Origin of the sequence: Methylomagnum ishizawai (assembly GCF_900155475.1) — a bacterium.
In the GTDB taxonomy this organism is placed as follows: domain Bacteria; phylum Pseudomonadota; class Gammaproteobacteria; order Methylococcales; family Methylococcaceae; genus Methylomagnum; species Methylomagnum ishizawai_A.
The window spans coordinates 1,277,766-1,290,360 of sequence record NZ_FXAM01000001.1 but is presented as its reverse complement, the minus strand read 5'-3'; the positions used below and the strand labels follow the sequence as shown (position 1 = coordinate 1,290,360).

10 protein-coding genes are annotated in these 12,595 nt (G+C 57.8%); 4 read left to right on the top strand and 6 right to left on the bottom strand.

From position 1 onward, the window contains the following. Positions 1-211: 211 nt before the first annotated feature. Positions 212-604 carry a hypothetical protein gene (locus B9N93_RS24495; RefSeq protein ID WP_125468857.1) on the bottom strand — a complete coding sequence of 131 codons (393 nt, stop codon included), beginning with the start codon at positions 602-604 and terminating at the stop codon, positions 212-214. Positions 605-1,235: 631 nt separating this feature from the next. Here B9N93_RS24495 and B9N93_RS05805 point away from each other — a divergent pair. The 3 genes from B9N93_RS05805 (at position 1,236) to B9N93_RS05795 (ending at position 4,225) form a co-directional block, all read left to right on the top strand. Beyond that, the gene (locus tag B9N93_RS05805) at positions 1,236-2,036 is read left to right on the top strand and encodes an ankyrin repeat domain-containing protein (RefSeq protein ID WP_085211727.1); all 801 of its coding nucleotides are present in this window, start codon (positions 1,236-1,238) and stop codon (positions 2,034-2,036) included. 705 nt (positions 2,037-2,741) lie between these two features. Beyond that, complete coding sequence (locus tag B9N93_RS05800; protein ID WP_085211725.1) at positions 2,742-2,969, top strand: helix-turn-helix transcriptional regulator; 228 nt, start codon at positions 2,742-2,744, stop codon at positions 2,967-2,969. Continuing rightward, a complete protein-coding gene (locus B9N93_RS05795; protein ID WP_085211723.1) occupies positions 2,966-4,225 on the top strand; it encodes a type II toxin-antitoxin system HipA family toxin in 1,260 nt (419 codons plus the stop codon). Before B9N93_RS05800 ends, B9N93_RS05795 begins: the two co-directional genes overlap by 4 nt. Before the next feature lie 46 nt (positions 4,226-4,271). Here the strand turns inward: B9N93_RS05795 and B9N93_RS05790 are convergent, their stop codons facing one another. Beyond that, entirely contained in the window at positions 4,272-5,225 is a 954-nt protein-coding gene (locus B9N93_RS05790) for an IS1595 family transposase (RefSeq protein ID WP_085211721.1), read from the bottom strand. 144 nt (positions 5,226-5,369) lie between these two features. On the opposite strand from B9N93_RS05790, the gene B9N93_RS05785 reads away from it, so the two are divergent. Beyond that, positions 5,370-6,968 (top strand): B12-binding domain-containing radical SAM protein, encoded by a 1,599-nt coding sequence (locus B9N93_RS05785; protein ID WP_085211719.1) that lies wholly within the window; start codon positions 5,370-5,372, stop codon positions 6,966-6,968. A 63-nt stretch (positions 6,969-7,031) separates the two neighbouring features. Here B9N93_RS05785 and B9N93_RS05780 read toward each other — a convergent pair whose 3' ends face one another. The 4 genes from B9N93_RS05780 to B9N93_RS24490 are packed head-to-tail and all read right to left on the bottom strand — an operon-like array spanning position 7,032 to position 12,595. Continuing rightward, the gene (locus B9N93_RS05780) at positions 7,032-9,509 is read right to left on the bottom strand and encodes a GAP1-N1 domain-containing protein (RefSeq protein WP_085211717.1); all 2,478 of its coding nucleotides are present in this window, start codon (positions 9,507-9,509) and stop codon (positions 7,032-7,034) included. Next, on the bottom strand, positions 9,506-10,348 hold the full coding sequence (locus B9N93_RS05775; protein ID WP_085211715.1) for a TRAFAC clade GTPase domain-containing protein: 843 nt from the start codon (positions 10,346-10,348) through the stop codon (positions 9,506-9,508). Before B9N93_RS05775 ends, B9N93_RS05780 begins: the two co-directional genes overlap by 4 nt. Then, positions 10,335-11,297: a TRAFAC clade GTPase domain-containing protein gene (locus B9N93_RS05770; RefSeq protein WP_085211713.1), complete on the bottom strand. Its 963-nt coding sequence runs from the start codon at positions 11,295-11,297 to the stop codon at positions 10,335-10,337. The genes B9N93_RS05775 and B9N93_RS05770 overlap by 14 nt, the downstream gene beginning before the upstream one ends. After that, positions 11,294-12,595: a GTPase-associated system all-helical protein GASH gene (locus tag B9N93_RS24490; RefSeq protein ID WP_125468856.1), complete on the bottom strand. Its 1,302-nt coding sequence runs from the start codon at positions 12,593-12,595 to the stop codon at positions 11,294-11,296. The genes B9N93_RS05770 and B9N93_RS24490 overlap by 4 nt, the downstream gene beginning before the upstream one ends.

Here is a 12,595-nt window from a genome sequence, read left to right as displayed (position 1 = left end):
TAAGCGATAAGTAAGCGAAAGCCACGGTTATTAAATACGCGAGAATCAATTTACCGGCGATGGCCAATATTTTAGACATTAGGCTACAGTGTTAGTATGTCATCCGTTTTATCGGTATCTATAATTCGCTAATCTCTTTGCGCTAGCTGCTTGGAGCCGCAAAGTACCGAATTTTTCCGTGTTTAATTTAAATAGGCGTGCTGGTTAATTTTTAGGAAACCGTTCCGAAAGTTTTAAATTTGCGGTCGAAGTATCGTTCGATCCTTAATGGATAAATTCCGGTGCGAATATATTCGTAAATTTCAGTATCTGTCATGCCAAGTGTGTAAAAATTATTTTTCGATCCATGCCTGAAAAACCCCCAAGTTTCTATGCCGTCATATTCATCATCCACGGTCATAGCATAGTTGTTCCTAAGATAAAGAGGGTAGCCATGCGTAAACCTTAAAAATCCAAGCAAATCATCTCGCAGATATAAAACTTCCAACTCAGGGTTTCTGCCTTCGCCGATTGCGAATTTGATGCGTAAGTCTGGGCAAACTAAGGAGTGAGAATCGCAATGCATTGCCTGCGAAGAGTTTTGTTGAGTGTGGTTTAAAGTCATATTTCACCTGATTAATCTTCTAGTTGAAAGCAGCTTCTTCGTTTTTCGGCGCAAAAATGAGAGCTCTTCAAAAAATTTTTGTTGGATAATTATCTATATAACACATATTAGGCTGCTTCTTTCACAAATGTTGAGGATTCAAAAATTTATTTTTTTGGATAAAAAATAAGCTCTGACGTACTGTCGATGTACGTCCTCCCGTTCCCGAAACTTATGGATCGCTGGCTTTGTTTCGCCATCAAATGAGTTCTCGTGCGGATGCCGACCTTTACCTTTGCATACCGTATGCGGTGTGTCGGTCGTTGCTGGACAAACTGGCGGCCTTTACTGCCCGCTATTTCATCGAAGACTGGGGTAGCTGCACCAAACTGACCCCGCCTGACAAGCGCATCGGCAAGTACCACATTCAGCGCATAGAGAGCAGTAACCTGTTGTTGTTCAGGACGAGGATTAAATGCCTAAGCTAGCCCGTAAGACTATCTGCGCTTTCAAAGTCGAAAACTATGCAAGATACCGCTAGGTTTCCACCAACAGCCTTGCCTTAATTTAATCGACCGACCGCCGGATTTTAGAATTTTTTGGAGGGGTGATGTGATTTAATAAGTTAGTGCCACAATTTTTTAAAAGAAAAATGCCCCTCACAAACATAGAAGCTATACTGGATGATGACTTTCCTAAGTCAGATAAAAATTGCATGTTTCAATGCGCCCTTGAAGAAGGAGATTGCGAGGTTTTAAAAACATATATAAAGAAATATGGAAAAACGCCATATAGGATGGAAGGCGTTATCTATGATGCTATTCAATATAATAGAGGTGAGATTATTCATCTATTGCTCGAGTTTGGCGCGGATGTTAACGAAATTTATTCTGATGGCTTTACTCTGCTGCATATAGCTGCGCAGTACGGGGCATGCCGTACTCTATTTCCTCTAATTTTTGCTGGCGCGAAGCTCGATTCAAAAAATGACCATGGTTGGACTCCACTGCATTACGCCGCAGCTAGCGACTTTGTGGCTACAGATTTAATCGGTATATTGCTGGACTTTGGTGCCAATATTGATCCGGTAAACAACGCGGGCTATACGCCCATTTTTGAAGCGATGGACTTGATCGGACATCAAAAAGAAGCTATTAGTAATGTTCAATATTTACTTGCGCGCGGAGCAAATATCCATGCAAGACTTCCGGATGGCAGCACGTTGCTGCATGTGGCAGCAGATGCATTAAACTATATAAATGAAGTGTACACAGGAGAAATGCTATCAATATGCAGGTTGCTTATTGAGCGCGGATTGAGTATATGCGATCTTAGAAATGATGGCGCAAGTGTATTAAGTATCTGTCATACTTCTGCTGCCGTAGCAGCGCTCGAAAAAATCAGTTTCGAAAGCAAATTTCTTCACGCGCCACCGGCTACCCACAAATTCTAGGTTCATGCACGATCGTGATGGGATCTGTTTGTTCTGACCGCCGAGAAGAAGATAGGAAGTCGCAGAGTAGCCGTCTGATCAGCGGCAAGTCAGCCAGAACGACTAACCATTACCCGTCCGGTATGCCGGACGGTCCGTCCCGGTGGCCGCTTGGCGATCACGATTTAGGGCTGCGCATGTTCGCGTCCGCTATGGGCTTTCTGGGGGGAGATTGATACGGTCTGGCTACCTGCCGGGATTTCAATTCTTGGGACTGTATTTCCGAACTACGGCAAGACTGCGAGTCCTGTTGGCCGAAGCCGTGATGCATGGCGCCGACATCGTGGCTGAAGCGGGAACCCATTCGCAAATTCCCGGAAGGCTAGTAGAAGATCGCAATGGCCAGCGCTATGGGGAATTTTCATGCAACTGGACAATGGGCAACCGCCGCCTGCGTCCGTTCCACTGGACGTTTTGGCGTGGGAGGGCGTGGCCGAACATGCACGGCTGGCGGCTGGGAAGGGCATCGATTTGGGGTTCAATATGGAGGAATCCGCATGGATACCTGGTGATGGGCGGGCTTGGATAGATCAGCATCACCTTCCAACTGTAGATTAGGGATATGGCAAAGAAACCGGCAATGTGTGATACCGACCGGTATCTTGTTGCCGGACCCACCGGAACGGCCTAGGATGTCGATCCCGTTCGGTAACATTGGGCTAAGCCATGCAAGCCATCGCGGACATCTCGGAACTGGGCAATGCCCTGCGTAGCGCCCGCAAGTCACAGGGCTTGACCCAGGAACAACTCGCCGCCGCCTGCGGTGTCGGACGCCGCTTCATCGTCGACCTGGAAAGCGGCAAGCCGACCTGCCAACTGGGCAAGGCCCTCTCGGTGCTTTCCACTCTGGGACTGAGCGTGCACCTCGCCAGTCGGGGGGATGACCTGCCATGAGCCGGGTACTGGAGGTTTGGTTCCTAGGGAACCGGGCGGGCCGCTTCGTCCAGGACGACAGCGGGCGCTTGTCCTTCGCCTACGCCGACGCCTATCTCGCGGGAACAAGCCCCTGGCCCTTGTCCGTGTCCATGCCGGTGCGCGCCGAACCCTATGGGGACCGGATCGCCAAGCCGTTTTTCTCCGGCCTGTTGCCGGACGAGTCGGCCCGCCATCGCTTGGCCCGTTGGCTGGGCGTCTCGGATAAAAATCCCTTCTCATTGCTGGAAGCGGTCGGCGGGGAATGCGCGGGCGCCTTGTCCCTTTATCCCGAGGGGATGGCCCCGGTCCCTGAAAATGCCGCAGCCATGGAATTCTTGGACGAGGATCGGCTCCGGGAAATCCTCGCGCTGCTGAAGCAGCGTCCCTTGCTGGCGGGCGGGGACGATATGCGCCTCTCCCTGGCCGGGGCGCAGGACAAACTCGCAGTGCGAAGGGTGGACGGACGCTTGGCCCTGATGCGCGGCGGCGCGCCCACCACCCATATCCTCAAGCCGCTGATTCGGAGCGATGGGGATATCCGGGACAGCGTCCATAACGAACTGTTCTGCCTGACACTGGCCGCGCGGGTGGGGATCCCGGCGGCGCGCGCGGAAGTGGGCAGGGCGGGGGACGAGCCGTTCCTGCTCGTCGGGCGCTACGACCGGATCATCCAGGGGGAACGGGTCATCCGCCTGCATCAGGAGGATTTCTGCCAGGCGCTTTCGGTGCCGCCCGAGAACAAGTACGAACGCGAGGGCGGTCCCGGCATCGCCGCCTGCCTCGGGTTGATCCAGGCCTTCAGCGTCCAGCCGGTGCCCGACCGGATCACTTTCCTGAAGACCCTGATCTTCAACTACCTGATCGGCAACGCCGACGCCCATGGGAAGAACTTCTCCTTCCTGTACGGGCAGGGCAAGCCGCGCCTAGCACCCGCGTACGATTTACTCAGCACGGCGGTCTATCCGAGCCTCAGCCCGAAGATGGCGATGAAGATCGGCGGGCGCTACCTGCCCGAGGAAGTGCTGCGCCGCCATTGGCACCGCCTGGTGCCGGACACCGCCACCGCCCGCAACGCCCTGAACCGTGACCTCGAACGCATGGTCGCCAAAACCTTGGAACAGGCCCGGAAGCTCGCTGAGGAATTACAGACGCAGGTCTTGGCCTCGGAGATTTACGGGGCGATCCTGGGCGTGATCGAATCCCGCTCGGAACGCCTGCTGCGTGGCTTGGCTTGACCGGAGTGCCCACGTTGCCGATGGTCACACCCATGGTTTAACCTGATTAGCAAGATTCTTCAGCCCGACGAAGCCAAGGCGCTGGACGCGGGCCGATGGCGGCAGCGGCGACGAGGAGGCGCATCGGGAGCGTTTCGAGATGGAACCGCCGATTGAATCGATAAGCGAACGCGGCCAGGTAGCGCGAGCCGTATTTGGCGAAGTCGAAGGCATGGTAGGTGCCGCCGAAGCTGGTCTTGAGGTTGCCCAACACCGTGTTGATCCAACTGAACTCCGGCAAGTCCTTGGGCTTGCGGACGCCGACGACGATGGGCCGGTGTTGGCATCCGGCGTCGGCCACCCCGGCGAAGCACGCCAGGCCGTCGGAAACCACCCGGCAACCTGGGCTGAGGTCGGCCTTGGCCCAGTCGGCGATGGCCTTGCGCGTGAAGCCGGGCACCGGCGCCATCTTGACGTACTCCGGGTGCCCCTCGGCATCGAGCGAAACCGCCGCGACGAATGGCACCTTGTTCTCGGAGCCGCGCCCGGCCTTGCCGCCGGCCAGTTCGCCGCCGAGGTAGGCGTCGTCCACCTGGACCCGGCCGTCCAGCCGGTAGCGGGCGTCGCGCTCGGCCATGGCCTGCATCAGCTTGTGCTGGATCAACCAGGCCGTGGGGTAGCTGACGCCCAGTTGCCGCTTCAGGGCCAGGGCGGACAAGCCGGTCTTGGCCTGGCCCACCAGGTAGAGCGCCAGGAACCAGACCGTCAGCGCCAGGTGGGTGCTTTGGAACAGGGTCCCGGCGATCAACGAGGTTTGAAGCCGACAGCCCCCGCACTGGAAGGTCTTGTGGACGCCGACATGGAGCAGGCAATGGTCCGCTTGGCCGCAACGGGGACAGCGGAAGCCCTCGGGCCACCGAGCCTGTTCCAGCGCGGCCTCGCATTGCGCCTCGGTGCCGAATTGCCCGAGGAACGCGGGCAACGACAGGCCCGGTTGGAATTGGATGCGGTTCATCGCCATGACAGGCCCCTCCTTGGTGGGTTGGCGACCAGTATGCGCCTTATCCAGTGGGCAAACCCGATTTTGGCGGGTTGGCTGAAGAAGGTTTCTAATCAGGTGGTTTAATGACGCCGAATCCCCACTCCACCAATACTTCCATCTCTCATGGCCAAGATCGTCCTCATCAACCCCCGGTTCTCGGTGTCCTTTTGGAGCATGACCCACTCGCTCGACATCCTGGGCCGCGAGGCGATGGTGCCAACGGCGGCCCTGTCCCTGCTGGCGGCGCTGACCCCACCGGAACATGAAGTCCGCCTGCTCGACGAGGCGGTCGAGCCCCTCGATTGGGAGGCTATCGCCGGGGCCGACCTGGTGGGCCTCACCGGCATGATCGTCCAGCGCGAACGCATGCGCGAGATCGCCACGCAAGTGAAAGCCTTGGGGAAATTCCTGGTGGTCGGCGGACCCTGGATCACCGTGCAGGAGGATTATCTGGCGGGGCTGGCCGATGTCGTCTTCGTCGGCGAAGCGGATCAGACTTGGCCGCAGTTCCTGGCGGAATGGGCGGAGGGTAACCACCCAGCACGCTACGAGCAGGCGGAACGCACAGACATGACCACCTTGCCCGCGCCGCGCCTGGACCTGCTCAAGCTGGACGGCTATCTCCAGGGCAGCGTGCAGGTCTCGCGGGGCTGCCCCTTCCTCTGCGAGTTCTGCGACATCATCGTGACCTTCGGTCGCCAGCCCCGCGTCAAGGCGGCGGACCAAGTTATCGCCGAGCTTGATGAGTGGCGCCGGGCGGGTTTCGGGTCGGTGTTCCTGGTCGACGACAATCTGATCGGCAACCGCAAGGCGCTGCTGCCCATCCTCGACCGGATCGCGGCCTGGCAGCGCGAACACCGCTACATCGTCTCGCTGCACACCGAGGCCTCGCTGAACCTGGCCGACGACGCGGAACTGCTGGAACGCTTCGTCGCGGCCAACATCCGCACGGTGTTCGTCGGCATCGAAAGCCCCAACCCCGCCGCCCTGCTGGAAACCCGCAAGTTCCAGAACGTCGACCGCCGCCAGCCGCGCGGCGAACCGGACGCGGAAGCGGCGGCGTCGTTCATCCTGGACCGCATCCACCGTATCCAGGGCAAGGGCATCAAGGTGACTTGCGGCTTGATCCTGGGCTTCGATTCGGACACGCCGGACATCTTCGAGAGCCACCGGCGCTTTATCGCGAAGACGGGCATCTTGCAGGTGATGGTGGGTTTGCTGGCGGCGATTCCCAAGACGCCGCTGTATGAGCGGCTGCGTCGGGAAGGGCGGCTTGACGAGGAGGATTTTTCTGCCTTCGGCACCAATGTCGTGCCCGTCGGGATGGGGCGCGAGCAATTGACGCGGGGTTTCCTGGACTTGATCGCCGAGGTCTATGAACCGGCGGCGTATTTCGACCGGCTGGACGATCTGTACATCCGCCGCCGCTTCTACGACCACGCCGAGGCGGTGCGGGTGCCGAACATTCCGCGCTGGCTGCGGGCCAAGTACCTGCTGATTTCGTGGAGTTTCACCAGTTGGCTATTGGTCCGGCTGTTATGGCGGGTCGAGGTAAAGGATTTGCGTGGGTTCTACCTCAAGCGCCTGCTGAACTATGTTTCGCACCGGCCTTATCCGATGCGGGTGCTGGATTATGTGATGGAGAGCGTTTGCCACTATCACTTTTACCGGTTTAGCCGCGATATGGCGCAGGGGCGGACTGGGGTTGTGAATACCATGTGATGGCTTCAATCGACGCTAATCAGGTGCGACCTAACCGCGCATATCCCAGAAGACCAAACCAGCTTATCGCTTACGCTGCTTATTCAAGCTGGACACAAGCAGCTTAACCTTTTGTATTTCCTCATTATGTGGCCGCTCTTCCTCCAACACGCGCAACAAATCCAGCAAGCCATCCTTTAATGCGGCTTGACTCGCCATATTCGCCGCTTCCCGCCACCGGGTGGCCGGAGTTCCACCTTCCTTTAACTGCTTGCGCTTCCCGCCCGCACGTTCCCATATATCCTCCAAACTATCCGGGGCAATATCGGCTCCTAAATTCGCAACTTGGCGAATAATTTCCCCTTCGTCGAAAGCGGTGGATTTATCCCCTATGCCATATAAAGGCGCCAAATAGCATTGGCGCAACGATAACAAGCTGTAGCACATTTCCAGGGCTGGTTTATATTCTGGTATCGGCATTGACCATCCTAATAGCCAGCGCCACGTTGGTTTCCAGCGGTCATAAATCGCTTCCGCCGCATTCTTCCAATGCTTGACGCCAATAGCCCGCCCAATGGCCGCTGAAACAGTCGGCAGCCATTCGGTTCGCGAGGAACCATGCAGCCATTGGATAAACTCCCGCTCGCTCAAAGACACATCCCACGGCAAAACAGTCGCCATAACTCTGGCCGAAGATGGCGCAGCCCTCATCCGCCTGACCACTTCCTCGGCCAATGGCATTTCGGGCTGGAAAACCTCCGCGCCGGTTTCGCAAGCCCGCAACAAAGCCAGGGCGGTTTCGGCAAGCAAAGCCGCCTGTCCTTCACGGCTTAATTTGCGCCAAAGCTCGGCCCGTTTTGGGTACGCAAAAGCCAATCCCCCCAAATCCCTGGCAAGAACTGCGATCAAGCCTGCTGGCTCGTTTCCCGCCATAACCGAATCCAATAACCCATTGCCGAGTATTTCGCGGTTTGCGCCCGGAGGCCAGGGCGTGCCTTTGGCAGCGACATGCGCGGCCCATAGGGTTCTCCATGCGGGTTGAGCGACATCCAACGGGCGTAGTAAGTCCGGTTCCCGTGACGTGCGCCGGGCTACCAATTGGATGGTTTGGGAGTCGGGGTTTGCAATCGCTTCTTCAACCACCACCGGGCCGGGCAAGCGCTCGACCAGAAATTCCAAGCCTGGAAGCGGTTTATTAGGGAATTGCCGCTGGGCTTGAAAGGCTTCGCGGGCAGCCAGTCCTTTCATCGCGGCCCAGGCGTGCAAGCGGGACCATGCACGGTTCTGGGTGAATACCCGGATTTGCTCCAAATTAGGCCCGGCCATATTTTCATCGGCCGCGGCATTTAGAACGCGGGTTTCGGTGGCTTCGGTCATGGGAAGGATTTCGCCAAGCACGTTCCCGCAGGACGCGATTCCCATCCAGCGAATTGCGGCCTTGGCCCAGTGGCTGTCGGTATGGGTTAAGCCTTCGGTGAAAGCCTCCCGTATCCCTTCTCTCCACCAAGCTTTCGCTTGAATGCCGGGGGCCAGCTTTTCCAGCAGTTCTGCCGCGTCCTTCGGTGACAGCGTGGGCGCACGAAGGCCAACCCAAGCCCTAAGTTCCCGGTGCGGTAAGCCATCGGTAGGCAGGTTGGCTGGATCGATATTCATCAGCGAACGCACAAGCTCCGGCGTGGTGTCGGCGAATCCCCGCGCCAGTTCACGCAAGGCTTCCAGCTTTGGGTTTATCGCATCTTCCGGGCTTGGCGCTAAAACTGCCAAAGAGCGCAGTAAATCTACGGCATTCTGTGGGTTTGGGTAGCCCCTTAGTTTGTCCAAGCGATCCGCCGCACGGGCGACAATACTCAGAACATCCAATTTGGCGGGCAAACGTTCGCAGGACTCCAGAATCTCTTTGAGGGTGGCATCGGGGTTTCCTACCAGCCATGCGGCGGCCCGGCTGGGCTGGCCGTTATCGTCGGGGCTGATGGTGCGATGTTCTATCCACTCGGGCGCCCGCTTGGCCGGGATGCCGTATAGCCAAGGCAGGCAGGCCGATTCCCCGCCGCGTGGGGGATTGATAGCGATCCGCGCCGCGAAGGCCCGCCGCGCTTCCGGCCATAGCCGCGCCCACACATCGGCGACCACGCCCGGCCAGGCTTCCAGGTCCGGTAGCACGGGAGGCTTGTGGGCGCTTGGCGCAACCAAGGCTTCCGCTACCGCCAGCAGCAAGCCGGGGTTGGAGGGCGGAATAGATTTCCCCCCAGCCAACTCCGCGATGAACGGGCGTAGGTCGGCGACATTGCCAATCGCGTCCAGTGGCCATAAGGCCACCTCGCTACGCACCATGCCGCCGCGGCGGGTGTTTTCGTCGGGTTCCGTCCACCACAGCGCCCATCCGCCCTCCACCGGGCCGCAACCCAGGCAAGGCCACCAGCGTTCGCCGGGATTCAGATAGCCCGGCGGCTTGTCCGTCAAGCCCAGCAACTCGGCGGGGGGATGGCCTGGCTTGCCATCCCAGTCCAGTAGGTCATGCCGGTTGTCGACCGCGCCATAACTGGCCCGCAACGGAAGTGTCATGGTTCCCCCAGCAGCCAAGCCACCGGGCGGCTCAAATCGGGGTCGGGTTGGCCGCCTTCGGGGGCGATGATCCAGCCTTGGAATTGCGGGCCATCATCAATGAAGAGTTCATCGGTACTGTCTTTTTCCAAATGGCGACCCAGGGCCGACAATCCCCATACGCTTACCGCGTTGGGAAACCATGCGCTATCGATGAAGCTAGCCACCAGCGGTAACTGCTGGGCTAGCACCTGCCGCGGTTGCAAACCGTCGGTCCCTTCTAGCTCGTCGTAGCAGGAAAGCAGCACCGCCAAGCGTGGTTGGGCGCGGCGGACGACGGTGCCAAGGCCGGCGACATACAGGAGGATTTGCAGCAATTCCACCCAGTAGGCGTTAGCGTCCCATTTGCTTGCCCGCTCCGTGCTGCCATTGCGCCCATCCGCAAGTTCGATGAGTTCTTGCAAGGCGTCGCGATATACGGTTTCGCCCTTGAGCCGGATGAGCAAGAGCCAGCCCCGCGCTTCGCGGAGTTGCGTCCGCCATTTCTCTTGCGCCGCCCGCTCGTTGAATACCCTGCGTAGTTGTTCGCCGCCATAGTCCGGCCAGCGGAGGTCCAAGGCGTTGCCCCGTTCATCCTCCAAAGGGAATAAAACCTCGCCCCAAGTATCCGCCGCGGTATGTTCCGCTGCCCGTCCTTCGGACAGGCACCGCAAGACTTCTTCCAGGAGGGAAAGGTCGAGGGGGGTATCCCTGAGTCGGAGCAAGCCCGGATTGCGCCGCAACCGTCCATAAAGCTGTCCGGCGTAGTGGGTTTTGCCGCTGTTTGGTCCGCCTAGGAGCATCAATTCAGGCGCTTGCATGGTGCCCCCGGAATGCTGCGAAGGCGTGGTGGTAGAGGACGGGTTCGATCAAGGGTTTTGCCAAAGGGGCCGTCCACGCGGGGCGGATTACGCTTGCCAGCACATCCACCAACGATTGCGGGCGGGTGATGCTGGCGCGAACTTCGGTCGCTTGAGGAATTCGTTCATTCAACACCTTGCGGAGGGTGTCTTGGATGCGCTCTGGAACCGTTTGATCGTCTTTCGCCCATACCAATGCGGTAGGCCGCAGACTGACTTCATTGCCCAAGCGTTCCAAAAGTTGGCATAGATCATCTCTTGCCTCTCCACGTTTAGGCCCGGAAAGCCGCGCACAATCGGCGAACACCAAAAACGCATCGGCTTTTTCCGCGATCCAGCAGGCACCTTCGGCACCGGGCGCGTCCGTTTTGATGGCCCAGCGGGTGAACCATTCGCCCGGCGCGTCGGTGAGCAGGATATCGCGGAATTCATCGTGGGCACCCCGCAAGGCGAAGTGCAGGAGGCCCGGAACCCGGCTGGTGCCACGGGGGGTATGCGGCGGGAAGCGCGGCGGACGGACCACATCGTCATAGCGGGTCCAAGCGGCCAGGGATTCCCAGGCACCCAAGGTGCGGGAACCGGCGAAATGGGCGTCCGCCAGGGTGTTGCCGCGCAGGAGTTGGAGGTAGTTGCCAATCAGGAGGGTGGTTTTGCCCGCATCGTAAGCCCCCAGTACGCCAATCAAGATGGAACGGGCGCGGGGTGTCAGGTTGGCGATGTCGGCCAGCCCCAAGGCACTGCCGGACCAGCACACCCGCGCCGCCGCCGGTGTGGAAGGGGTTGCGGTTTCAGGTTCGGTGCCCGGCGCAACGTTGGTCCATTTGGCGCATTGGGTGTGATCGACTTCGCCCAAGCGGCAGCTTTCGCCTTCGTGGGCGTAGCATTCGACATCCTGGCATTGCGGATTCATGCGCGACCTCCGGCCAGCCGCACTGCTTGTTCTTGCCGAAACAAGGCGCGGGAAAAGACCGGCAGGCTCAGTTCCGCGTCGTCGCTGATACCGGTGCGGCGCAGCGCGGCATCGACATCGGGGTTTTTGCCCAAGGCCAGCACGACGGCGTCGCGTAGGCTCAGGCGTCCTTCGTCGGGGGGAGGGATGAGGTCTTTCAGCACGGCTTGCGGGAATTGATCCCTGGTTTTGCAGATTTCGAGGAGCCAATCCCGGAAGCCCTGCTTCCGGTCGAATCCCGCGCCCGGCAGGCGGTTGACCGTCTCGGCCAGCAGGTGGGCGACACTGGCCGGGGTGGGTTTCGACACTTCGGCGAGCAGATCGAAGGCCATGATGGTTGCGGCGAGTTCAGGCGGGATTTCGCGATAGCCGCAACGCAGCGAAGGGGAATAAAGGGCTTCGGACCACCAGAGGGAATTTAGGCGGGTTTGTTCAGCCCAAAGGGTTTCTTGAACTGTCTGGACTTGTGAAGCCAGTTTGTTTTTTATGGCGTTGGTCAAGTCGGCAAGAAAGGTTTCCATTTCCTCGCCAAGTTTGTTTTGAATCTCAACCATATCGGCTGCTAAATCGTCTAGCTCATCAGCAAGGAGGGAATGCATTCGATCAGAAAACGCCCATGACCAGTGTTGTTGAGTATTTGTCCAATATGGGTTTGGATTATCTACTGGATTATTATTATAGTTTTGTCCTGAGGCTGCTGCCACACGATTTAAAAGATTTTGTCGGTCAACTTGTCTTGGCTCTGAGAGTATCAAGCCAGATGTTTTTGGAAGCTCGTGTACTGCCGATAGCGGCTTTTTTTCTGATGAGAAAGGTGAGATTAAGATTGCTGCTTCGATTGCTGAAGCCCACGCTTTAAATGCTTGTAGTAGTACGGCCTGTTCACGATTTTGACGAACAAATAGAAAAGCGTCTGCTGCGGTCATCCATAATATAGATGGATAATTTCTTTCATCCGTTACTAAATTGCAAGCTTCTAATAAAACGCTCCTGTATAAATTGATTGGAGAATCAGCGTGATGATTACGCATGGTTTTCCATTCAGCCACCAGCGCCTTTTCTGCAAAGGCCATAAGTGGGTCATTTGCTGGCGTATCAGGATCAAGCCCCGCTAAAATACCACGGATAAGTTGTAGCGGTTTTCTCCGAAATTCTTGTGCCACTGTTTCTGCGGCGCGTTCTATTCTGGCAAAGTTCTCGTCACTGTTTACAGTGTCGATAAGCCCAGCGGCTAACAAATCGGTCAACAGCGTGGTCAT